General features: G+C 33.2%; 21 protein-coding genes and 1 pseudogene. 5 read left to right on the top strand and 17 right to left on the bottom strand.

Annotated features, from left to right (window positions below; all coding sequences use genetic code 11):
• Window positions 1–277 precede the first annotated feature (277 nt).
• The 3 genes from AC3ITQ_RS15640 to AC3ITQ_RS15630 form a co-directional block, all read right to left on the bottom strand.
• Window positions 278–922, bottom strand: coding sequence for a DJ-1/PfpI family protein (locus AC3ITQ_RS15640; protein WP_489235095.1), 645 nt, complete (start codon window positions 920–922; stop codon window positions 278–280).
• Between the two features lie 49 nt (window positions 923–971).
• On the bottom strand, window positions 972–1,970 hold the full coding sequence (locus AC3ITQ_RS15635) for a GlxA family transcriptional regulator (protein WP_489235094.1): 999 nt from the start codon (window positions 1,968–1,970) through the stop codon (window positions 972–974).
• Window positions 1,971–2,600: 630 nt separating this feature from the next.
• Window positions 2,601–3,653, bottom strand: coding sequence for a DUF5694 domain-containing protein (locus AC3ITQ_RS15630; RefSeq protein WP_489235093.1), 1,053 nt, complete (start codon window positions 3,651–3,653; stop codon window positions 2,601–2,603).
• Between the two features lie 641 nt (window positions 3,654–4,294).
• Here AC3ITQ_RS15630 and AC3ITQ_RS15625 point away from each other — a divergent pair.
• Window positions 4,295–7,828, top strand: coding sequence for a T9SS type A sorting domain-containing protein (locus tag AC3ITQ_RS15625; protein WP_489235092.1), 3,534 nt, complete (start codon window positions 4,295–4,297; stop codon window positions 7,826–7,828).
• Window positions 7,829–8,283: 455 nt separating this feature from the next.
• Here the strand turns inward: AC3ITQ_RS15625 and AC3ITQ_RS15620 are convergent, their stop codons facing one another.
• Entirely contained in the window at window positions 8,284–8,757 is a 474-nt protein-coding gene (locus AC3ITQ_RS15620) for a hypothetical protein (protein ID WP_489235091.1), read from the bottom strand.
• A 339-nt stretch (window positions 8,758–9,096) separates the two neighbouring features.
• Here AC3ITQ_RS15620 and AC3ITQ_RS15615 point away from each other — a divergent pair, with 339 nt between their 5' ends.
• Window positions 9,097–9,516: a hypothetical protein gene (locus tag AC3ITQ_RS15615; protein ID WP_194655947.1), complete on the top strand. Its 420-nt coding sequence runs from the start codon at window positions 9,097–9,099 to the stop codon at window positions 9,514–9,516.
• 98 nt (window positions 9,517–9,614) lie between these two features.
• Here the strand turns inward: AC3ITQ_RS15615 and AC3ITQ_RS15610 are convergent.
• Window positions 9,615–9,839 (bottom strand): annotated as a pseudogene (locus AC3ITQ_RS15610) (DUF4833 domain-containing protein); the annotation flags it as partial.
• A 281-nt stretch (window positions 9,840–10,120) separates the two neighbouring features.
• On the opposite strand from AC3ITQ_RS15610, the gene AC3ITQ_RS15605 reads away from it, so the two are divergent.
• Window positions 10,121–10,858, top strand: a complete 738-nt coding sequence (locus AC3ITQ_RS15605; RefSeq protein ID WP_489235090.1) for a hypothetical protein — start codon at window positions 10,121–10,123, stop codon at window positions 10,856–10,858.
• Between the two features lie 4 nt (window positions 10,859–10,862).
• Window positions 10,863–11,336, top strand: coding sequence for a hypothetical protein (locus AC3ITQ_RS15600; protein ID WP_489235089.1), 474 nt, complete (start codon window positions 10,863–10,865; stop codon window positions 11,334–11,336).
• 12 nt (window positions 11,337–11,348) lie between these two features.
• Here the strand turns inward: AC3ITQ_RS15600 and AC3ITQ_RS15595 are convergent, their stop codons facing one another.
• The 8 genes from AC3ITQ_RS15595 to AC3ITQ_RS15560 form a co-directional block, all read right to left on the bottom strand.
• The gene (locus AC3ITQ_RS15595; RefSeq protein WP_489235088.1) at window positions 11,349–11,924 is read right to left on the bottom strand and encodes a DUF4833 domain-containing protein; all 576 of its coding nucleotides are present in this window, start codon (window positions 11,922–11,924) and stop codon (window positions 11,349–11,351) included.
• A 212-nt stretch (window positions 11,925–12,136) separates the two neighbouring features.
• Window positions 12,137–12,568 (bottom strand): GtrA family protein, encoded by a 432-nt coding sequence (locus tag AC3ITQ_RS15590; RefSeq protein WP_489235087.1) that lies wholly within the window; start codon window positions 12,566–12,568, stop codon window positions 12,137–12,139.
• 125 nt (window positions 12,569–12,693) lie between these two features.
• A complete protein-coding gene (locus AC3ITQ_RS15585) occupies window positions 12,694–13,380 on the bottom strand; it encodes a CDP-alcohol phosphatidyltransferase family protein (RefSeq protein ID WP_489235086.1) in 687 nt (228 codons plus the stop codon).
• Between the two features lie 146 nt (window positions 13,381–13,526).
• Window positions 13,527–14,333, bottom strand: coding sequence for a phytanoyl-CoA dioxygenase family protein (locus AC3ITQ_RS15580; protein ID WP_489235085.1), 807 nt, complete (start codon window positions 14,331–14,333; stop codon window positions 13,527–13,529).
• A 229-nt stretch (window positions 14,334–14,562) separates the two neighbouring features.
• A complete protein-coding gene (locus AC3ITQ_RS15575; RefSeq protein WP_489235084.1) occupies window positions 14,563–15,351 on the bottom strand; it encodes an SDR family NAD(P)-dependent oxidoreductase in 789 nt (262 codons plus the stop codon).
• Window positions 15,352–15,667: 316 nt separating this feature from the next.
• Window positions 15,668–16,174 (bottom strand): PRC-barrel domain-containing protein, encoded by a 507-nt coding sequence (locus tag AC3ITQ_RS15570; protein WP_489235083.1) that lies wholly within the window; start codon window positions 16,172–16,174, stop codon window positions 15,668–15,670.
• Window positions 16,175–16,330: 156 nt separating this feature from the next.
• Entirely contained in the window at window positions 16,331–16,486 is a 156-nt protein-coding gene (locus AC3ITQ_RS15565) for a hypothetical protein (RefSeq protein WP_375031772.1), read from the bottom strand.
• Window positions 16,487–16,691: 205 nt separating this feature from the next.
• Entirely contained in the window at window positions 16,692–17,522 is an 831-nt protein-coding gene (locus tag AC3ITQ_RS15560) for a M57 family metalloprotease (protein WP_375031773.1), read from the bottom strand.
• Between the two features lie 562 nt (window positions 17,523–18,084).
• Between AC3ITQ_RS15560 and AC3ITQ_RS15555 the strand changes: the two genes are divergently transcribed.
• On the top strand, window positions 18,085–20,799 hold the full coding sequence (locus AC3ITQ_RS15555) for a S8 family serine peptidase (protein WP_489235082.1): 2,715 nt from the start codon (window positions 18,085–18,087) through the stop codon (window positions 20,797–20,799).
• Between the two features lie 91 nt (window positions 20,800–20,890).
• On the opposite strand, the gene AC3ITQ_RS15550 is transcribed toward AC3ITQ_RS15555, so the two are convergent.
• The 4 genes from AC3ITQ_RS15550 to AC3ITQ_RS15535 form a co-directional block, all read right to left on the bottom strand.
• Complete coding sequence (locus AC3ITQ_RS15550; protein WP_489235081.1) at window positions 20,891–21,541, bottom strand: GNAT family N-acetyltransferase; 651 nt, start codon at window positions 21,539–21,541, stop codon at window positions 20,891–20,893.
• Window positions 21,542–21,773: 232 nt separating this feature from the next.
• Window positions 21,774–22,427 carry a GNAT family N-acetyltransferase gene (locus AC3ITQ_RS15545; protein WP_489235080.1) on the bottom strand — a complete coding sequence of 218 codons (654 nt, stop codon included), beginning with the start codon at window positions 22,425–22,427 and terminating at the stop codon, window positions 21,774–21,776.
• A gap of 265 nt (window positions 22,428–22,692) precedes the next feature.
• A complete protein-coding gene (locus AC3ITQ_RS15540; protein ID WP_489235079.1) occupies window positions 22,693–24,111 on the bottom strand; it encodes an SDR family oxidoreductase in 1,419 nt (472 codons plus the stop codon).
• Between the two features lie 16 nt (window positions 24,112–24,127).
• A complete protein-coding gene (locus AC3ITQ_RS15535; RefSeq protein WP_489235078.1) occupies window positions 24,128–24,811 on the bottom strand; it encodes an SDR family NAD(P)-dependent oxidoreductase in 684 nt (227 codons plus the stop codon).
• Window positions 24,812–25,043: the final 232 nt, after the last annotated feature.

The following is a 25,043-nucleotide window of genomic DNA, read 5'->3' as shown; positions in this document are numbered from 1 at the left end:
CCAATTGTTTGGCAACAACTAGACCTGAATTACAAAACACTAAAATCAAATTATTACCAGTTTTTAAATCCAAATAATTATCATATTTCGCCAATATAAAAGCGAAAAACAGAAATATTAGCAACCAAAATTTTAATGGGGAGTTTGTGGTGCTTATTTTTTAACACTTTAGGGGTAATCCTTTCAACCATTAAAGTTCGATTAAGAGGATCGTTGAAGTTCAAACAAAATAAAATCTATTATCAATAAGTCCGTTAGTCTTCCAAATGAACCTTTATTAATTATTCATGAAACTCAAATCAGCATAGCGATTATAAATCAAAATATTTGAAATGTTATCTGCCATTTCTTTTCCCAAGATTTCTTCAATCACATATAATGTTCCATCTAAACCAGAAGTTATTCCCGCTGTTGTAAGCACTTTTCCATCTAATACATAACGTACGTTTTCAACAACATTAATATTTTCATGCTCCCTTAAATTGTCCAATGCTCCAAAATGAGTTGTAGCCTTTTTGTTATTAAGGATTCCAGTCGCAGCTAGAATAACAGCGCCCGTACAAATCGAAAATGTCAATGTAGTTCCTTGATGCTGACTTTTAATCCATTGGGAAATCTCAGTATTGGTATCGGCAATCTTTTTTGCAAGTGATGGTTCTGCACCGGGAATCACTATAATGTCGGCCTGTGGCGCATTAGAAAAGTTATAAGTAGCTTTCATTTGTAGAACGCTGCCTTCAGAATATACAAGGCTGTCAGTTGCCGAAACGGTGAAAAGCTCAAATTTTTTGGTAAAAAAATTAGCCTTGGCAAATATATCCATAGGACCGTTCAAATCAAGTGCTTCTACTTGGTCAAATACAAGAAACGCAACTTTAATAGTTTCTTTTTCGTTGAACTGTGGGAAATTTTTTGATTCCATTTTTAAGTAATTTTGTAGTTATTATTTTTAAATATTTAATAGTAACATTTTAGGAACTGAAAATTGATTTTTGAAATTGGGCTCGGTAAACTGAGGGAGATATTTGATAATGTTTCATGAAAACTCCTCGCATAGTATCTATTGAGCCAAAACCTGTAAGGCGTACAATATTTTTTAATTCATGGTCAGTCTCTTCTAAGTACTTTTTAGCAGCTTCCAATCTAACTTTTTCTACATATTTAGCAGGAGTAACGCCTGTTTCAGTAGTAAAAATCCTGTTGAAGTTTCTCAAACTCATTCCTGCCTTTTCCGCTAAATTCCCTACAGTGATTGGCTTGTTCAAATTTTCTGTTATCCATATATGTATTTTTTTTATACTAGCACTACTGGCCACGGGTTGCGCAAGAAAATTACTGTATTGTGTCTGATTGCCATGTCGTTGCAAATACATAACTAGTATTTTGGCTATTGAAAGACTCATTTCACTTCCTAAATCTTCTTCAATTAAAGCCAAACACAAGTCGATACCGGCCGAAGCTCCTGCTGAAGAGTATATGTTATCTTGCTCAACATAAATAGGTCTTGATTCTATCTGAATAAGCGGATAATTCTTTTTAAGTAAATCGCAGTACAACCAGTGAGTAGTGGCCGGTTTACCATCTAACAATCCAGATTCAGCCAACAAAAATGCTCCAACACAAACCGAACATATACGGCGAATACTAGCAGAATTTTGCTGTAACCAATCCAAAAAGACACGATAAGCTTCCATATCCGGTTTAAACGAAAAGCCGCTAATGATTAGCGTGTCAATTGGCTCAGTGATATCCACCGCTCTAGTATTACAACTAAAGTTCAGACCATGGCTTTCACCTATAATTAATTCGTCTGTCGCTGAGGCAACTAGAATATCATATTTAGCTGGTGCAGTTTGTTTACTTTGCTCATCTATGAGATAATTTGCCACACGAAATGCATCCAATGGACCAGCAACATCCATCATTAGCATATCAGGTATCGCAACTATAACTATCAACTTGTTTTTCATATTACAAAGTTAGGAAACTTTAGAATTGGCGTAAATGCCAATTTTACATTAATTCATGCCATTTTAACCCATACAGTACTGAAAAACAATAAATTAAAAAAAAGAGTTGGCATTTTTAAGCGGTGACTAATCTTGGAAATCGTGGCAGATGATTTTACAAGAAGTAGAAACTCAGTAAATACAAGTCTGCCGAATGTACATTCGAATGTGAAGCTAGCTCCTCTTGTCTTTAGTAGCAACGTTTTAAATATTTATCCCCTACGATACATACAAACCTCTTTTCAATTGATTATTAAATAATTATTCTTATAAATTCACTTGAAAATAAGTCAATTTCTTTAAATCATTTATAAAATGATTTGTAAATTGTATCGTAGAGACACTTCCCGGGACAAAAGATAAAAATCATCTTTTGTTCCTTTTTTTGTCAGATATCTATTTTGTTTACCAAATTAGATATCAGGCAGCTACCGATTCCAATCGGCTGAGCCTGCTCCCACCCCAAAAAAAAACCGCCGATTTTCTGATCGAAAATTGGCGGTTTTTTTGATAGAACTGAAAGCAAGCCATACAAAATATGCTATCAAAGCACCGAAAACGAAATTGGTTTATTTCTGAATCTGCTTTCTGCTATTCCATCTCATTGATATTTCTTACCATTACATCTGGCATTTTCCTGAATATATCCCGCATATACTTCCTATGATTAGCTCCGGCAATGACAACCACTTTTTTCATACCGGAAGCCCTTGCCCTATTTACGACATTATCACACATTCCCTTATTTCTCATGAGCCACCAATGTATTTGCGAAAGCATTTCTTCTTTAGGGAAATTTTTCATATCGTACATCTCAGGAAAATAAAAATCCCCCGAGGCAAAAATAGCAGACGCTTCATCGGTGTTTAGCCATTCTGTTACTGTTTTTGAGTTTTTTTCGATGCCTGCATTTTTTCCAAACCCACTGTCCCTTTTAGCAAGGATTGCGTTCAGGTCATCTTTATAAGATGCAATCGTATCTTCCCTGAATGTCTTAAATTTATTATGGAAGGCAATTGATGATGCTGTCCAATTCAAATCATAATCCTGGCAGTCCATGGGAAGCAATTCCGGGATTTTCATTTCCTGCATCATTGGGAATGCGATAAATGCATATTCAGAAGTTTTTAGCCTTTTCATGCTTCGTCCCGTTACATCTGATTGAGGACTGAGTAATTTATTGACGTAATTTTCAAGCTCAATATCCGGCGTCTGCTGTAAATGGTTAAAAACTTGCCAAAATTGATAGTGGCCGTTTGGAACATCCTGATCAAGGTAATAGGCATGTGCCAGATCGACTTTAACCCGATAGTCTTTTGGGTCTAGCTGGGATAATTTCCTCAAACTGTCAATGGTTTTTGGAAGCACATCTGTTGCTATATTTCGGTTTTTTCGAAGTGTTTCCAGGCGCTTGATGTTATCCTGCTTGCACCAGTAATCCATGACAAGCCGCTCATCTTCCCTGCTCAAAAACTCCCCAAAAAAAGCTGTTGGCTTGAATTTTTTGATTTTGCCATGGATGCCTGAAAAATCTTGCTGAGGATAACTGCTATAGTTATGCGAGACGCCTATCAGCAATACTTCAACCTTCTGGGCATATGTATTAATCGATATGAAGAGAGCAAGAAAAAAAGAATACTTCATGTTTTTATCGGTTATTTTATTGCGGTTCGTAGGTTAGGTATAACATTTCGGTGCGGCCCATCGGGTCAGGTCCGCGTTCGTTAAGCCATGAACCAAAGATAGTTAAAATACCAAAACGTTGATTAAGCGACGGACAAAATGAACCATACACGGGAACCTCCAGCCATAAAACGGCCACTGGCTACCCGTCTCTATAGACTGCTGCCAGGGAACGGAAATCCTGAATAGTAATCTCATCCTGAAAACCTTTAGGGACTAACTCAAATGCATTAAACTCTTGTAGGGGCTTAATTTTCTGCTCAAAATAAAGATGTAGCAATTCCTTTGTGTTAGCGGTAGAAACTACATCAAAGTGATCTACTAAAAAATGAGGGGGTATAAATTTTAAAAGATCTATAGGGGCATCTCAAATTGTTAGATTGCAAGTCTCTTGTTTTATTTTGACATCTTTTCCCGGGTTTTGAGATTGATCCGTAATCAATCATATACAAAAGTTAGAAATTAGGCATAAGAAAGACTTCGCAGAGCTGGGAGAAAATTTCTTTAGCCGAACACTTTTTTTAGATTTCTTTAACAGTTTACATAAGATATTAGCTAATATTCTATACATTTGGAATCTTAATATTAACAAAAAAACACCTATGAAAATAAAACTACTCTTTTTACTGTTTTTGGTAAGCACAACTTCCTTTGCCCAATACACTCTGATCCCCGATGGGTATTTTGAAGGTGAACTAATACGTCAGGGAATTGATTCCGGAACACCGGATGGTAAAGTTTTGACTTCAAAAATAAACACCCTGACTACTTTGAATGTTAGAGGAGTAGGTTTCATTGCTGATTTAACCGGGATTCAGGATTTTACCGCTTTGAAATCTTTGCTTTGTGATACCAATCACTTAACAGCTTTAGATGTTTCCAGAAATACTGCTTTAACGTACTTAAGTTTTGGAGACAATTTCTTAACGGCTGTAGATGTTTCCAGGAATACTGCTTTAACAGAGTTACGCTGTTATAATAATCTACTAACAACTTTGGATGTTTCGAGCAATACTGCTTTAACAGAGTTGCATTGTTATGATAATCAATTAAAGACTTTAGATTTTTCCAGGAATACTGCTTTAACATACTTAAATTGTTCTTTTAATGAATTAACTGGACTGAACTTGCAGAATGGAAATAACGCTAAGTTAAGAACGAGTAGTCTCTTTAATGGCAATCCCAACTTAAGCTGTATTCTGGTAGATAATGTGGCTTATGCTAATGAAAATTGGGCTACTGCCAAAGATTCTGAGGCGATTTATAATTTAGATTGCACACCTGTCGTTGTTCAATACACGCTTATTCCGGATGTGAATTTTGAGAAAAAGTTAATCTCTTTAGGATTTGATTCCGGTGCAGTAGACGGAAAAGTGCCAACTTCTAAGATTTCTGGAGTAACTTCTTTGGGTGTTTCCGGTAGTTCTATTAGTAATTTAACCGGAATTCAGGATTTTGTGGCTTTAGAGACATTAGATTGTAGTGGTAATCAATTAACGGCTTTAGATGTTTCTACGAATGTTGCTCTAGCCCATTTATATTGTTATTCTAATCAATTAACGGCTTTAAATGTTTCTAAGAATGTTGCTCTAACCTATTTATATTGTTATTCTAATCAATTAACGGCTTTAGATGTTTCTGAGAATATTGCTTTAACAAATCTTCATTGTTATTCTAATCAATTAACAAGCTTAAATGTTTCTCAAAATATTTCTTTGACAGAATTAAAATGTTATTCTAATCAATTAACAAGTTTCGATATTTCTAAAAATATTCTTTTAACAAAATTATATTGTTATTCTAATCAATTAACAGCTTTAGATGTTTCTACTAATATTGCTTTAATCGAACTATATTGTTATTCTAATCAATTAACGGCTTTAGATGTTTCTAAGAATACTGTTTTAAAATCTATAGATTGTAATTCAAATCAATTAACGAGTTTAAATTTAAAGAACGGAAATAATAGTTATTTTATCAACTACAAATTTACAAACAACCCTAATTTAAGTTGTATTCAGGTAGATAATGATTATTATTCTAATGCCCGTTGGAAGTCATATAAAGACGCTACGGCAAGTTATAATCAAGATTGCCTATCTTCCACCCTTATTCCTGATGTGAATTTTGAAAAAAAGTTAATCACTTTAGGAATTGATTCCGGAGCAGTTGATGGACAAGTGCCAACTTATAAAGTAAATACAGTAACTGATTTGGATGTATCCAATAGTTCTATTACTGACTTAGCCGGTATTCAATCGTTTGTGGGTTTATACATATTAAATTGTAGCGGAAATCAATTAATGAATTTAGATGTTTCTAAGAATACTTCTATACATTCTTTAAACTGTAGTTCAAATCAATTAACGAGTTTAAATTTGAAGACTGGATCTAATACTTATTTAAGTACAAAGAACTTTACAAACAACCCTAATTTAAGTTGTATTCAGGTCGATAATGCTTCTTATTCTGCTACTAACTGGGCTACAGCCAAAGATGCTTCGGCAGGATATAGCACAGATTGCTCAGTTGCTGTTCAATACACCCTTATCCCTGATATAAATTTTGAAAAAGAACTAATTACTCAGGGGATCGATTCTGGTATACCTGATGGAAAAGTGTTAACAGCGAGTATTTCTTCATTGATTTTTTTGGATGTTACCACTAGTGAAATTACTGATTTAACCGGAATTCAGGATTTTTTGGCTTTAGAGATACTTCATTGTACCGGTAATCAATTAACTACTTTAGATCTTTCTAAAAATACTGCCTTAAGAGGTTTAGTTTGTGACTCTAACGAATTAACAATTTTAGATATTTCTAAAAATACTGCTTTAACATTCTTAGTATGTAATCCTAATAATTTAACATTTTTAGATGTTTCTAATAATACTGCTTTGCAAACATTAAATTGCTCTTCAAATAAATTATTGACTTTAGATGTTTCTAAAAATACTGCTTTGACATATTTAGGTTGTTATGATAATCAATTAACGACTTTAGATGCTTCCAGAAATACTGCTTTAACAAAGGTAGATTGTAATAATAATCAATTAACTAGTTTAAATTTGAAGAATGGAAAGAATGTTAATTTAAGCAATAGTGATTTTAAAAACAACCCTAAGTTGAGTTGTATTGAGGTAGATGATGTTGCTTATTCTAATGCTAATTGGGCTACTGCCAAAGATGTTACAGCAAGTTATAGTACAAGTTGTCCTCCTTCTGATGTTGCAGTTAGTAGTGCGTTTGAAGACCAATTAATCGCTTTAGGCATAGATACTATTAAAAATGGTTCGGTTTTATTGTCCAGCATAACAAATGTGATAACTTTAGATGTGTCCAATTCCGGCATTACTGATTTATCAGGAATCGAAAATTTTACCTCTTTAGAAACCTTGATTTGCAAAGGAAATTCCTTAACCACAATAAATGTTTCCCAAAATACGGCATTGAAATATTTGGATTGTTCCAATAATCCTTTATCGGCTTTGGATGTTTCTAAAAATACGCAACTTACAGAACTGTATTGTGATGGAATTACAACAATCAATAACAAAACCAATGGCAAAAGCAGCGTTACCAGCCAACTGACCGTCTTAGACGTTTCTAAAAATTTATCGTTGACTAAATTGAGTTGTTCTTACAATCAGATAGTAAGTTTAGACCTTTCTAAGAATACGCTTCTTACAGATGTAAATTGCTCCAATAATAAATTGACTTATTTGAATTTAAGCAATGGAAACAATATCAAATTGGCCAATGTCAATTTCAAAATAAATGCTCAACTATCCTGTATTCTGGTAGATGATGTTGCTTTTGCTAATGCCAATTGGTCAACAGCCAAAGATGCAGCAGCAATTTATTCGAAAACAGCTTGTACTTTAGGAATCGAAGATGTGATTTTTGACAAAATCGCCGTTTACCCTAATCCAACCAAAGGAGAATTACACATTGACAACATTGTGTTAGAAAAAGCAACCGTTTACGATGTATTAGGAAAGTTGGTAACAGCTACCAAATTTACCAATGGTTCAAACACTAATAGCATCAATTTATCAGGATTCCCAAAAGGGATTTATTATGTGTATTTAGAAAGTGAAAAATCTACTATTGTTAGAAAAATAATAGTCGAGTAAATTCAAAAGCATATATAAGTTAAAAACCACATTTTCGCACAAATGAAAATGTGGTTTTTTATTTTTCTACTGTGATAATCTTGTATGCTAAAATTTAAATAAGCGATATTTTATCCTGTTACAGAATCAATCTGATTCGTTTTTTTGATCTTCTCCAACCCGCTCCAAGAAGTGTTCTTCTTTACGCTGGAAAATGTCTCTGACTTTGCACCATTTTAAACAAATATAATTGAAAAACAGAGACTTCATAAAGTCTCTGACTTTAAAACTAATTTTCTTAGATTATTTTTCCTGAATGCAAAAAATCCACGACAATAATAAGAACTAACAGTTAAAAGTCGGGAGACTTTTATCAGGTTTATAATTTCTAAGGAACAAAAAAAAGCGCAAAGTCAGAGACATTTGCGCAGCTTTTCATGAGAACACTTCGGCGGGCGAGGCTAATAATCAAAAATTTATTTTTCTCTTCCAAACAATTTATCTACTTGCCTTTTGTTTAATTTGTCAGTTAATTGAGTTACGATCCCCTTTGGATTTCCGATTGTAGGGGCAACATTAACATAATTAACGAAACTAACTCCTTTATATCCAGATTTATGAAACATTACTGTTATTTTTTTTCCTTCAAAATTGGTAAACTCAAAACTTGTACCCTTTGGAAATTCTGAAAGAGCGAAGACTCGATCTATTTCATTATAAATTTCATCTAATTCATTTTTCTTCAAAGTATAATACCACTGTACTTTTATTTCTGTAAATGAATTATCAGGAAACCTAAAGTAAACAAGATCTTTAAACCAAGTTGAACAGTAATTCCCCACTCCTATACATATCTCTTTATCAGGCTTAACAGTATCTTCACTTCTTATTATTTGAGCATTTAAATTGAAGCAAAGCATCAGAAAACTAAATAGTAATAATTTTTTCATTTTTTATTCTTTAAAGTTATCATATCAAAGCTAAACTTTTTTTAATACGCTTGCTTACGGTTTTCCATATTATTCCAACCTATAAAAAAAATAAAATCTATTTTATATTAATATAGAAATGGGCACGGAAAGAATTTCCGCGCTATCGTTGCGAATATCCGGGCGATCGGGACTATTTTTGAGTATTGGTCTATTGGGAATAAGAGCACTAACTGAGAACATTTTTTACACCCTCGAAATGAATCATAACAACTTGTAATATAGTTATTTATAAAAATAATATTCGTAAATTGCTTCATAATTTAAACCTGTTTTTTCTAAAAATTAAAAATCAACATTATGAAAAAGTACATCTTAATTCTAGGTTTTATGTTTTCAATAGCTTCATTTTCACAAAACATTACATCAAAAAGTGAGAATGCAAGCGCGGCACAATATGATTTGCTAAAAAAAGTTAATGAATATTATCCTGATATAAGCTTAAGTGATAAGGTGGTCAATTTTTACGTCGGTGATAAAATAATTGATACCAAACAGGAATTTGCTATAAAAAACACAGAATTTACAAGTTATGAACTGAGTATTAGCCCTGATAACAAAAGGGTAGTATTTAATTTTGTATCAGAAAAAAGTGGAAAAATTTATGGTGCTGTTGTTCTCGTTAAGGGTAGTTATGTAAGAACAACTTTTAATGAAAATTTAGGACTGGTTGATGTAATGGTGAATGGTAAATCTGCTTGTATACAAAACATAAAATAAAATCTTTACAAATACAAACCGGCTGATTTTACGCGGCCGGTTTGTATTTGTATCAAATTGGAAAGGTCAACCTTGGCACATCAAAGTATACAGCTATCTTACTTTAATAACATTCTTTCCGTAATTGTTTTATTGGAGGAAGCATCAATTCCGGTAACTTCGGCATACTTTACATTGGGCAACCAAAAAGAACCTCCTTCAATGCGCACAAATATTTTTTCTACCTGAATTTTTTTCTGATTTACATTTACAAAAACATGATATTTTTGATCTGAATCCATCTTTTTCAGGGTTAAGGGTAACTTTTTATACGATACAAATTGAAGCTCAAACCCCGTTCTACGAAGTGTTCTTCTTTACGCTGCGCATTCTATGATAAAAAACAAATATAATTGAAAAGCAGAGACTTCATGAGAATGCTTCAGAGAGCGGTGGAAAAAATCTATGCTTTTCACGCCCCTAAATTAAACCTAAAAAATACTAATTTATACAAAAAAAATATTTAGACTTTTAGTGATATTTTTAAATCTTATTCTGGACATGATAATTATTTACATATCTCAAATTTGAGAGATAACTAAATAATTACCTAACATTATAAAATATGAATGAAGATATTTTTAAAACAAAAACTGATTTAGATCCTACAGAGTACAAAAAATTATTTGGAAACCCTTTTTGGAATGAACAAGGAAATCCAAAAGCTAGAAGCTTCTATCTTCAACTGAGCGAAAAAGAAAAAGCTTTAATGTTAAAAAAGAATTACCTTGAAATGATTAAAAAAGCCAGGGAAAGAAATTTTATTATGGCAGCAGATTGTTTACAATGGTGGTTAGACGGTACTGGTTTTACAAAAACAATAGACTTTAATTGGTTGAGAAAACAAAGGGAAGTTATTTCTGCAGAAAATCTAAATATTGAACGTTTTGAAAATGACGAAGACTCTAAATTTGGACTTTTTCTACTAAGTCTGCAAGAGCAAAGGACTGATAATTTTTCAACTTATTATGATAAGCTAGTAAGAGCAGGGATTTTTGGAGAATTGTACTATGCAAGTGGTAATAGTACATTAAGTTCAAAATGCAATTTTAAAGTCACAAAAAAGAATAATAACTACAAACTGTCGGGTGAAATAATACATTCGTGGAATGATAGATACGATTGGCATAAAGGAGCATCTGCTTATATTTACGGTTTTGGAAATATTGGCGATTCAGATGCTTTATTAGTCGAAAAATATTGCGGGGCTAAACCATTTGAGATGCGTAGTCAGTGGAAGCAAATCTTCAATGTAACCTTTCAATTTAATTCTTCAGGAGATTTAAAACTAAAATTAAAATAGAATAATGAAAAAAAAAATATACATAACATTAACCGCTCTAGTTGTTTTGTCTTCCGGTTACTATTACTGGGAAAATAGATATGTCGAACTTCGGCCGGTAATTTCAAAAGGATACGATCGCCAAATAATATTCTTTCAAAATGACTTCTATAAATTTGCCAAGCCAAATGAGATTTCTGCTAGCTATTATAAGAATATAAAATGGATTTTGGATGATTCTAGAGTGGATTATGTTGAAGAAAATGGAATTATTTATGTTCGAAATAAATTTCTGAACGATATGGAGATGGTTTGGAATTACACTACTAGAACTACCTCTACGAAGTATTTTAAACTACAAAGAGAAATGGACAGTCTTCATCTTATTTCCGAAAAGGAATATGTTGCTTCTCGGAGAAAAATGATAGAATCCACTTTAAAAACCATAAAGACAGACTCTATTAAATTTCATAAAGACCACGAAAATAAAGAAAATTAAATACTATTCTTATTATAACAACATCCTTTCCGTAATCATTTTATTAGAAGAAGCATCAATTCCCGTAATTTCAGCATACTTAACATTTGGCAACCAAAAAGAACCTCCTTCAATGCGCACAAATATTTTTTCTACCTGAATTTTTTTCTGGTTTACATTTACAAAAACATGATATTTTTGATCTGAATCCATCTTTTTCAAGATTAAGGGTAGCTTTTTATACGATACAAATTGAAGCTCAAACTCCTCATTATCTAAGGATTTACTTTCTATTCCGTAGGCAAATTTGCGTTGTATATAATTAAAATCTTCTTTTTCTCCTTTCTCAGCGTAGCGAATCCAGTAGGCTTTTATAGGATTGCTTTTGTTTATTTTTCCATTTTCCTGGTAGTTTATGGTATAAATAGCAGTGTTTGTATTGGGGTCTCGCTGAATGTAAAATAGCATATTATCTATGTTTTTAGGCGTTGGAAAATTTAATGGTGATGGATTTTTGGATTGGGCCGATAGATTTCCGGAAATTATATTGACTAAGAGCGTTATAGCGATTAGTGCTTTTGTGAAATTTTTAAATGGTAATTTATTCATAGAGAAATTTTTTATACCCCCTAAATTAAGGGAAAAACTATAAAATTATTTAAAGGTTTAATCAGGAAAGTAATTAGAAAAATCCGTTTTTATCAGCGTTTTCGCTTTAGCGAATCAGTAAAATCAGCGTCTAATTTTGACGCGGATAAAACAGATTTACTTCGTAAAAACGTGGATAAAAACGGATTTGATTTGCCATAATTATTTATACACTAATTTGATTCGATTACATTCTGTTTTTCGTTTACCCTAAAAACCCAATATTTAATAAGTGGATAATTAAAGCCATAAGAAACAAAACTATCGATGATTAATCTTCCGATTCTATAATCGATTTGAAATACCTTTTGCAAAATAAGCGTACCGAATGATTTTAAGGAAATGCTTCCCAATACCACCAACGCAAATTTAAAAAGCTGACTGTTGATGGGACTGCTATAACCCGATTGATTTTTAAATACCCAAAATCTATTGATGCTGAAATTGATAATGGCGCCAACGGTTCCGGAGATTAGAATTGAAAAGGTAAAATGCAATTTGAATACTTCTGTCAATAAAATCATCAAACCATAATCGGTAATGCCTCCTAAAAATGCCGCTACTTGTGCTCGTAGAAAAGTGAAAATGGATTTTTTACTGAACATAAGTAAGTCGAAAGTTTAAAAGTTCTAAAGTCAAAAGTCCCAATATTGCAGATAAGGAATTGAAATCAATTTGTTATTTAAGCTATTTTAATTTCAAAATACGACATTATAAAAATTGTTATTTATCAATTGTGGTTTTTATCTTTTAAATCGCCCAGCTTTAAAAGCTTTACGCTGTCTATAATATTAAGTATAAGCAATATAATAGTGATTAAGCCAGCCAAATAGGTAATTGATCCGGGAAATAAAACTTCTACAATTAAAATGAAAGCAATAATAAATCGAAGTTCGGTTGGGCCGACAGCGCCAGAATCTATACTGTATTCGTTGGTAATTTTGTAGCGTAACTGACTGATGATAATAGACCAGCCATACAAGGCGACAAAAGCAAAGGCTACTATTTGTGTGCCATTTTCGGCATAAATGTAGTAGCCAAAGCCTATAAGTACAATACCAATCCAATCGGCAATAATATCGAGTGCAAAACCATACCAACGACGTGGAATATTTCTGTAGTAAGCCAGTCTTCCATCTAAAGAATCGCCTAACCAATTTATAGCCAATCCGATAATACCCAAAAGCAAATACCCATTTGCTACATAAGTTCCTAAAACAAAAGCTAAAAAAACAAGTCCAGAACCCAATGTACCCATTAAAGTGAGTATGTTTGGCGAAATGAATTTAGGCACCTTTGGAAGCAAAAATGCAATCGTTAACTGTTCTGCTCTTTTTAAAATATTAGTTCGCTGACGGTCTGAAAATGTTCTTTGCGCAATGGCACTAAAACCTTCAACCTGTGTTTCTTTTCCCATTAATAAATAATATTACTAAGCCTGAGAGTAAGCCAATTTTAGTTTATAATATTTTATTTTTCTTTGCGTATTTTTAAAAAAATCCGTGGTTCTTTTTAGCTTACCTGATCTAACCAGATAACTAACTGCGAGTACAATCAGCATAATTATTTAACAATACCTGCAAAACGTTGATAGAAAACCGTTGGACTATTCTCATCTTTAGGAGCATATTTTCCTGCTATAATTGGAACATAAATAACTCTCCTTCTGCTTTCTTCGCCACGAATACTTGATTCTGCCACCCTGTGCCACAAACGGCCATCGTGAATGGTTAAATCTCCAGCTTCCGGATTGATAGCAACTTCCTGCGGATCGGGTTTATTATCTAAAAAATACTTTTTACGAAAAAGCATTTGGTAAATACTTTGCTTGTGCGTACCCGGAATGATTTTAAGGCCACCGTTTTCGGGTTGTAAAGTGCTTAAGTGAATACCCACATTTAACATTGGGTTTAATTTTCCACCATAAAAAATATCTCTCAAACCGTCTGTATGCCAGCCCATTTTAGTAAACTTACTTTCCGGCCCGTTGATATAATGATTGAAAACCATTCCGTCTTTTTCTTCTGTACCTAATCTTGAGCCCTCACCTGCCAATGGTAATAAACTATTGAATCTTGGATCAAGTAAAAGACCGCTTAAGGCTTGATGATGCTGATTGATAAAAGCAAAACGTTGTACAATAGGGGAACCATCTAAATCTTTTCCGTATTTAATGGGAACGCCATTTACTTTTTGAAGGTCGTTGTCAATCCATTTTTGCTCCACTTGTTTTGACGCATCAATGATGGATGAAACCGTTTCCGGGTTTATAAATTTTTTGAAATGGATGAAACCATGTTCGTTAAAAAAGTTGATTTGCTCAGCAGTTAATTGCTCAGTAAGGGTAAAAGTTTTATAAGAAGATACCATGTGATATATGATTTAATAAATGAAATAATAGTGTTTTAATTTTCTCTAAATGATTAGCAACAGCAACAACAGCACATTCGCATTCGAATATTTGCGTGCATTTGACTCTTAGTAAAATTAAAAATATTTCTTTTATTAGACATACTCTATAGAATTAGTAGATATTTAAACAAATGTAATATAATTTATCTTTTTGCAAAGATTTTTTTTAATTTTTTTTTCCTAAAAATTAAATTTTATAAATTCCGGCAGCGGTTTTTTCGATAAAAGCCTTTGGTAGTATACGGTTGGCATAAACCGAAATGATATTGGTAAAACCCGGAATAACTTCTGATTTTTTATTGAACATGGCTTTTACGGCCATTTTTGCAACTTCATCAGGCTGCATATTAAACTTTTCGGCCATTTTGCTAAAAGCATCTAAACCAGCTCTTGAAGCAAAACCAGTATCAACCGGACCTGGACTAAAACAGGTAACTGAAATGGAAGTTTGCTTAAGTTCAAAACGCAAGGCACGCGTAAACGATAAGACAAAAGCCTTTGTAGCCGAATAAACAGCCAGCGTTGGTACAGCCTGGTAAGCAGCAGTACTCGATATATTTAAAATGTACGCTTGTTTTTCTTGTGAAAGTATGGGAACTAATAAATGTGAAAGTTCTACAACGACATTCATGTTAAGCTGCATCATGCCAAGCTGATCGGTTAAAGGAGACTGACTAAAATCGCCCCACACACCATAACCGGCGTTGTTCACTAAAAAGCCAACGGGATAGTTATTCGTTTTTATCCAATCGGTTACTTTTTGAGCTGCACCATTTACCGAAAGATCAATCGATAAAAAAGGCGCATTGATGCCGTATTTAACCTGAAGCTCATCAGATAGTGCTTTTAATTCCTCGTTACTTCTTGCAACAAGCAATAGCGGATAACCCTGTTTGGCCAATTCATAAGCAATAGCTTTTCCAATGCCTTTGCTGGCGCCAGTTAGTAAGGCATACGGTTTCGTTTTTTCGCTCATTTTATTAATTTAATCTTCCAAATATAAAGATTAATTGTAAACTGCTGGTTGTGCAAGGTGAATAATGGAACACACTTCCCCCCTGTCCTCTGGGACTTGTTACACTCCGAATATCCATTAAGCACAGAGCTTAACTTACTAAATCTCAATCTGTTGACATGATTTAAATCCAAATAATATCACTTTTTTCATTTCTTCAAATCCTGGAGCAAATCGTTTGAAATTTGTCTATTTGGAATTATCAATAAAAAAACTCCAAATCAATGATTTTGGAGTTTTTTATTCTGTTTACCAGCTTAATGCTATATGTCTATCATTAGTGGTTGTCAAATTCCCTACGCTTATAAAAAGTATCATCGTTACTATCATAGTTAGGATCATTTTCAGGATAATAAGACTTCATTACTTTTCTTTCATAGTCTCTGTCAAAATTATTTTCCCTATTATATCTGCTTGTATTTCTAAAGGTATCATACCCTATACTGTTAGCCATGACAATTTTTGTATCCTTATTTATGTTTACGGATCCAATTGGTATAATAATATGGCTGTCTCCTTCTTTGTAGATAAACTCCTTTCCATTATCGTTCGCAATAACATCACGCACCTCATTCCGGTTGTCCTCTATTAATCCTTTGTCTAATTTCACATCCAGGTAGACCACGCGTTGCATATCTTTATTCACCCACAGATTATCAATTTTACCTATGGTATGGTTATCAGCGTCTACTATCTTCCATCCTCTTACATCAGAATAATTTGAAGCAACTTTATAATTAGATAATTCGTCTAGTCTGTATAAGTTTTTGTCTTTATTTTCCATAATCTTTTTATAAATACTATTTATACTCTATTTATGCCGGTTACAGCAGGACTAGAGCTGATATCAGCCCACACTCCTACTGCTACAGTTAATTGTTAATTGCCCATCCCGAACGAAATAACAATAATGTTTTTACTGTTTTCCGTTTATTCTTTCTTATTGTGCACTTGTAGTGTTTTCGACTTCTATTGTGCTTTCACTATGAGCTTCATGATCTGTAAAATAAACGTAGTATATAATTGCTCCAATTATAAGTACTAGTGCAATCCACGGCCATATCAGTTTCTTTTTCTCAATTTTAATCTCTGCCATATCTTATTTTTTTTTGATTATAAAAATGTTCTTTTACTACTATTAAAGATACAAATGGCGACAGACAATAAAGTATTTAATTTTGGGATGATGTTACACAATTCCCAGTAGATTAATCAATTTGCACTTCACGTAAAAAGAGGCCGCTTCACAAATTATGTGAAACAGCCTCTTGTATTTTGCAAAGACCACCTTAATTCAATTTCTAATATAAATAATTAAGAGCAGTAATGTCGTTAGCATTGAACGCTCCAGTCTCACTTGAACCGAAACATGCTCTCATATAAGAAGTCGCATCATATCCTGAAGGTGTTCCAGGGATAAGTATTGCTCCAACACCAGCTGTTCCTTCGTTTGAATTCTGTCCACAACTTTGACGACTGAACCAGTCTGTATGACGTAAACCAATGCAATGTCCGATTTCGTGTGCAGATACGTGTGCATTTACGCCAGTTGAGTAAGTATCTAATCCAGAATATAATGTAACTGAATTATAAGGCGCTCCACCTGAAGGAAAACCTGCTACACCTCCGGCAGATCCAGTTTGTCTGCGGACAACAATGTTTGCACCTGACGTACTAGAACTAAAAGTTAGCGTAAAGTTAATAGACAATCCAAGGTTATTGTATCTGTTTATTGCAGCTTGTAGTCCAGCACGCATATTTGCACTCAAAGCTGATGTACCGGTTCCTGATAATCCTACAACTTTAATAGTTCTTGGTGTAGAAACTAAATTAGTCGTTCGGTATTGCTCTGTAGTAATACCTCCGTGAAGATCCATTTTGTTCAATTGATCCTGAGTAATGATAATATCTCCTTCTATCAGAAACGCATCCTCAGTTGTACCATCCAGCTTAGTGTTTTTAATCACTTGAACATCTGTAGAATTTAATGAAAGGGCTCGAAGTTTATTAAGCACTTCTGGCGTTACCTTAAGAGATTCCTGGTTTGATTGATCTGCCTGATCGTCTTTATTACAGGACAAAATCGTTAGCGCTATAAATGAAAGAGCTAAAATTGATTTAATTTTTTTCATAATAATAAATAGGTTATTTGGGTTTTTAAATAAGTTGGTAAAAAGGGGGTCTTTACAAAATATTAACAGTATTTATGGCCAAATCTATTTAATTTTAAGATTAAAATACCTATAAAAACACTATTTAACACTTTTTACCCGATATTCGCATAAACCTTTTTAATAATAATTCTCTGATTATTCCGTAAAGCCCAATAAAATCAGTAATTAAATACAAATCAACCTATTACGATTAAAAATGCTCTCAACATTTTAATTTATTTAGTATTTGCTTAAAAATGACCTGGCTATTATTGATACTATTTAAAAATCTAAAGCAGATTACAAAGAAGGATAATACCCTTATGGTTTTCGAAGATGGGGAATCAAATAAAAACGCATACTTTTATTACAAATAATTTAATAACTTTGACCTGCCTACTACCATTCTAGCTAAGAATATAAATCATTGAATAAAAATTTCATCTTTGATTTATGTCAATTAAAAAGTAATAAATAAATCCAATGGTCATTTTTTCACCATTGATAAGAATCTTTGCAATTGCCCTAACATCTATAGTAAATGAACAAACAAATTACTCTTCTCTTTTTTATGATCACTGCACTCAGTTTTTCACAGAGCGCCGAAAAATGGAAACAATACATAAAAAAAGAAAAACCGGAAAAATTTGAGAAATACTATTTTACATCTTTAGAAAATGCGCATCAAAACAAATACAAGATTGTAAAAAAATTGGATAGTACTTTTTGTATTGTCGAGAATCAAAATTTAAAATCTCATCAGCCTTTAAAAAAAATTCTCGCGATTAATAATTTATGGAAACTACCATCAAATTTTTCAAATCATACTGAATACAAACACTACATAATAGCAACTGATAGCATAAACGCGTTAATTAGTAATTTGAGAGCAATCAATATTTCTGATATCAAAATACTAAATAATCATTTTGTGCTGTTAAAAAGTGACTCTAAAAAACTTATCAATGAGATTATTGCTTTAAGCTATGTATCTTCTATTTCACAAGAATCATTGCTGCCAAAAGTCGAATCAAAAATAATAGATCAAAATTTCAGTATAAATAATATAAATAAAGCAAATAGTAATTATCCTCTCATTTTAGGCGAAAATCAAATTGTAGCGATCAAAGATGATCTATTTGATCTAAATGATATTGATCTCCTAAACAAGCACGTGCCTTCTTTTACACAATCTTCTATTGTATCAAATCACGCGACGGCTATGGCTACTATAGTTTCCGGATTAGGAAATAGTTCTACCCTGGGAAAAGGTGTCGCACAAAAAGCAAAAATACAATCGTCTGACTTTTTAAATCTCTATCCTGACGAAGTGGAAACACTACAAGGTGCCACCACACAAAATCATTCGTACGGTACTGTAATTGAAAATTTTTATGGCTCACTCGCGAATGCTTATGATTCTCAATTGTACTCAAATCCTGATTTGACTCACTGTTTTTCATCTGGTAATGTTGGATTTGAAGGTTATAAAACTATTACAGGTAATTTCAAGCAATCTAAAAATAGCATCGTATTGGGGTGTATTGACCAAAACGAAATAATTATGCCGTTTTCTTCAAAGGGTCCAGCCTATGACGGACGAATAAAACCGGAGTTAGTAGCCTTTAGTACACAAGGAACTTCAAATTCTACAGCTTTGGCTACAGGAATTATTACACTTATGAAGCAACATTATACAGCCATAAACAATGGCTCTCTGACTAATGCCCTTACAAAAGCAATTCTAATTAATAGTGCAAAAGACTTAGGCAACATTGGCCCGGATTTCACCTACGGTTATGGTAATATAAATGCCGATAAATGTTTAAAAACGATTAGTGAAAATAAAATTATATCTGCTAACCTGATATCCGGTCAGACAAATTCGCATACTATTACAATTCCGACAAATGCAAAAAACTTAAAAATCACATTAGTTTGGAACGATTTACCCGCTGCAATCAACAGTAATATAAGTTTGGTAAACGATTTAGATTTAGAAGTCATTTCGGCAGACAATACTACTTTCTTGCCCTGGATTCTTAATCCGGATGCTCCCCAGCAGCAAGCTGTAAGAGGAAAAGATAAAAGCAACACTGCGGAGCAAGTCACTATTGAAAACCCTGTATCAGGAACTTGTACTATCAAGATTATTGGTTCATATATATCCAATACTAGTCAGGAATACAGCATTGCTTACGAATATGAATTGAAGAATCGATTTGAATGGAATTACCCCATTAATAATGACAACTTCCCTTTTGATGGCAAGACAATTTCCCCTTTCAAATGGAATTCTTCTTTTTCTGGTATTTCAGGACAATTATCTATTAGTTATAATAACGGTCAAACATGGGAAATTATAGCAAATGGTATTAACCTGGATAGTGAACAATTTACTTACACACCAAAAGAGCAAAAATTTTCGAAAGCAAAAATAAAAATGACCATTGATAATACCGATTATATTTCTGATAGCTTCACGATTTCTTATGATTTAAATATCAATACAAGTTTAGTTTGCGATGGCACAACAGAAATTAATTGGGACAAACCTATTGGTGTTACTTCTTTTAATATTTATCAACTAAGAGAAGACCATTTAGAATTTAAAGAACAAACAAGTAATGCTACTTATACCTATACTGACGGAAAAATCTACACTGTTGTTCCTGTATTTGAGAATAGCGAAGGAATAAAAAGTGAGGCAACCTTACATTATGATCAAAATTCAAATTGTTATTTCGAATTGACTTTTGCTGAAGTTTTTGAAGAGAATAAAGTAAAAATTGATGCACACCTTTTCAGCTTGTATAATATCAAAAGAATTGAGTTAGTAAAAATCATCAATAATACCGAAAGTGTTATTAATATAATGAATGATGTAAGTTCAAAAACATTCTCTTTTTATGATACTGCCCCCACAAAGGGCAGTAATAAATATAAAATAAACATAATTTTAGAAAATGATAACGTAATCCCTTCTCAGATTCTTGATACTAATTATTTGGGCGATGATTTGTTTTTTATCTATCCTACCCTCTTAAGCAAAAACAACGAATTGAATATTGAAGCCAAAAAAGAGGAAAATGCTATTTTCTATTTGTATAATAGTAGTGGACAAAACATCATCACTTCGACTTTACTTTCTAAAAAGAGTAACATCAATCTTAAGAATACTGCATCAGGAATTTATATTTATAAAATAACCACAACCCTTGGTAAAATGCAAACAGGAAAAATTATTGTTTTTTAAACTAAAGACAGGTATTTTACTGGTCTAATTATTTACCCTATTTCTACAAGCTGTATTTAAATATCAATCAGGTATTATGGAGATTTATTATTTATTTTTGCCCTGAATCATAAAGCATAGCCGTACATAAACAATTTTTTCCTTCTTTACTCAGTAATATTGGACAGTTTACACATGATTTACAGCTTTCCCAAAATACTTTATCAGAAGTCAGTTCGGAGAAAGAAACAGGTTCAAATCCTAATTCATGGTTGATCTTCATGACAGCAAGATCTGAGGTTAAACTAAAAATATTAGCATCAGGATACATTTCCCTACTCAATTCAAGAATTTTTCCTTTAATCTTTTTTGCAAGTTCCGTATGTCGAAATTCAGGTGCTACAATAAGCCCTGAATTAGAAACATATTTACCATGCTCCCAGGCAGAAATAAATGCGAAACCTGCCCATCTCCCATCTGACGCAAAAGCGATGACTGCTTCTCCTTTTTTCATTTTTGTTTCCAGCAGTTCAGGAGAACGTCCTGAAATACCGGTTCCCCGGTTTACAGCAGAAGATCTTGTAACTTCGCATATCTGTTTTATCCAGAAAGTATGAGAAGATCTGGCGCGTTCTACGGTAAAATCAATAAGCTCCTCAGTTGATTCAACGGACATCACTGTCGTTTGGTGTATACTTGAAAAGAAAAAACCTTTCTTGGTAAGGTTTATATTAGCATTTATTAAAGGATTTATAATTTTCATAACGTTAAACTATTTGAGAGATCATCAGAACAGTAATAAAAAATACGATGGTAAATACCATTATGTTGATAATCCTGTCTTTATTCCGCATAGATTTATTTGATAAATATAGTTTTGTAAGTTCCTTGTTTCTTGTTTTATTTACTTTCATAGTTCTTTTAAATTGACATTATTGACTGATTTTTATAGCTGAAATCCAGTGATAAAAAATTAAAGAAGAGTCCAAAATCCATTAGTGAGACTGCTTTTCTTTTGGGTTATACCGCATGGCTGTACATAAACAGTTTTTTCTTTCTTTATACATTAATATTGGGCAATTGACACAAGACTTACAATCTTCCCAGAAATCGTTATCTGCAGTCAACTCTGAATAAGTGACTGGCTCAAAACCAAGTTCGTGGTTCATTTTCATCACAGCCGAACCAGTAGTCAGACTAAATATTATCGCCTCGGGATATTTCTCGCGGCCCAACTCAAAAATTTTTCTTTTAATTTTTTTTGCAAGACCAGTATGTCGGAACTCAGGAGCGACTATTAATCCCGAATTAGAAATATACCGATCATTATCCCAAGAAGATATAAAAGAAAAACCTGCCCATCTACCATCTGGTGCAAAAGCAATAACAGCTTCACCTTTAATCATTTTTGTACCCAGAAACTCCGGAGTGCGTCCTGAAATCCCGGTTCCCCTGGCTTTAGCAGATGCTGACGTCGCATCACAAATTTCTTCTATCCAAAAGACGTGATCAGCGTTGGCTACTTGAACGGTGAAATCTATTTGATCAGAAACTTTTTCATTAAGCAACAGTATTGTTTTGTTTCGTAAAGAATCAGGTCGAAGAAAATCTTGGCCTGAAAAATCTATAATGCGTTGTTGGGTTTTCATAAGTGATTTAGTATTCCTCGATTTTAATTATACTAACTGGCTGAGAAATACAAAAACAGTATATCCAATTTATATACCATTATTGGCAACCCAACTACCTACACTCTGTATATCAGCAATTTGCAAAACAGTAGATTATCTTACACATACTGATATCCTTATCAAAATGATAAGATCATATCATTTTGATCAAATTTTAGGAGCACATAGTAAATGAAGTTTTTAAAGAAAAAAAATAAGGTATAAGCAAATAAATGCAAATTAATTAACCAATCAATTTATTAATCATTCCATTAAAAATAAAACCGTGAAAAGGCAAAACGCTGTACCAATACAATTTTCCTAATGTTCCCTTTGGTTTAAAAGTGGCTGCCTGATATAAGGTATTGTTAATGATTTTAAATTCCAACCAGGCTTCACCGGGCAATTTCATTTCTGCATACAGCACTAATTTACCCTGTTCTTTATTGGCATATACTACGCGCCAAAAATCTAAGGCATCACCGGGATGTATTTCATTTTTATGAGTTCTGCCTCTCCTGGCTCCGACTCCGCCAAAAATCTTATCAATAAATCCACGTAAACTCCAAAGCCAGTCTCCGTAGTACCATCCTGTCTCGCCACCAATAGACCAAATTCTGTCGATAGTATAAGAACGGTTTATAATTTCTCTTTTTCGTCTGTCAATAAAACAATCTTTTTTGGGAACTTTGAGATACTGATTTACATTTCCCTGAAACTGACCGCTTATCAAAGAATCCTTCCAGCTCGAAACGATATCATCTTCCTTTATTTTTACCAATGCTCTGTCCAGGGATTCCTTATATGAAATTGGATTTACATTCAAGAGCGCATTTATTCGGTTATCACTACAGACAACTTCTACTTTCATACTGCTTACCAGAGCGGTAGCTAATTTATAAGAAGTAGAAGTCACAAAATACAGCCAGTAAGAAGATAGTTTTGGCGTCATTACCGGAATTGTAAAAATGTATCTTTTTAGTTTTTTAGCTTTGGCAAATTGTAGTAACATTTCCTTATAAGTGAGGATATCCGGCCCGCCAATGTCAAAACTGTGATTGTATGTCAGCGGGTTTAGCAGCGATTTGGTTAAAAATTGTAATACATCCGAAATCGCTATTGGCTGGCATTTGGTATTGAGCCACTTGGGAGTAATCATAACGGGGAGTTTATCAACCAAATCACGAATTATCTCAAATGAGGCACTGCCCGACCCTACAATAATTCCTGCTCTTAAAGTCGTTGTTGGAATTGTGGCGTTTCTTAAAATATCCTCTACTGCTTTTCTGGAAGACAAATGTTTGGATAATGACGCATCATTTACAATACCACTAAGATAAATTATCTGTCTAGCCGAAGTTTTGGTTATTCTTTCCAGAAAATTATTTGCTGAGATACTTTCCAGTTCATCATAATTTGAAGCAGAACCAGACATGGAATGAATCAGATAATACGCCGCATCAATATCATCGGGAATATTTGTCAGACTCTCCGCATTTAGAAAATCCACTTCGACAACCTTAACTCTTTCCTCAAATTTATTTGGAAAATAAAACCTGTTTTTATCTCTTACACAACAAATGACATCGTGCCCCTGCTCTAAGAGCAATGGCAAGAGCCGTTTACCTATATAGCCTGTAGCGCCGGTTAAGAGAATTTTCATCTTTATTTTTTATTCATCATAATTTAAAACTCACCAGACCATAATCCATTTGAAAGATCTGACCTGAAATTGATTGCGCCTTATCTGAAATTAAATAATCTGCCATATGCGCCACTTCTTGCGGTTTCAGGTAATCTTTCATAGGATGGCGTTCTATCATGTTTTCTTTCATGCGCTCATTACGCAGAATCGAAGCTGACAAAGAAGTCTCTGTAATAGTTGGTGCTATGGCATTAATACGAACCACAGGAGCAAGCTCGGCACCTAAAGATTTCACGAGTGCTTCAATACCTCCTTTCGCAACAGCTATACTGGCATGAAAAGGCATTCCTAATTTTACAGCAACTGTACTGAATAAAACAATAGAGGGATTATCTCCTTTTTTTAATACGGGCAGGTATTTTTGAATAACCTTTACAGCACCAATGACATTAATTTCAAAATCATCTCTAAAATCATCAAGGCTTAAGCTTAACACAGGCTTGAGGTTGATAGACCCCGGGCAATAAATTAAAGTATCAATATCCTCAATCTCCGGTAATATATCACAGAGCACATCAATACCAAAATGAACCAGATTAGGATGAGTAATATCCGGAGTACTCCTGCTGATATTATACACTAAATTATATTCTAATTGCTGAAGCAAAATAGCACTTCCAATTCCTTTGCTGCCTCCTATAATTACAATCTTTTTCATCTTTTAGCATTTTAAACTACCTGTTAATAAATTTTTGTTGATACATGTAAAGTTTCAATACAGTTCAGAACTTATTTGTTACAATTCAGCTACCAATCAAATTGAGTTAATTGGATTACCATGTTAAAGGTAGTTCTTTTTGTTTAATTATTTAACAATAAAGTTAAACAAAACATTATTTTAATTATGATAGTACAAATTAAGCTTATACATCTTAAACATCCGTAAAAAA

This window comes from Flavobacterium sp. KH_001 (assembly GCF_057840745.1).
This window is presented reverse-complemented; position numbering and strand designations above follow the sequence as displayed.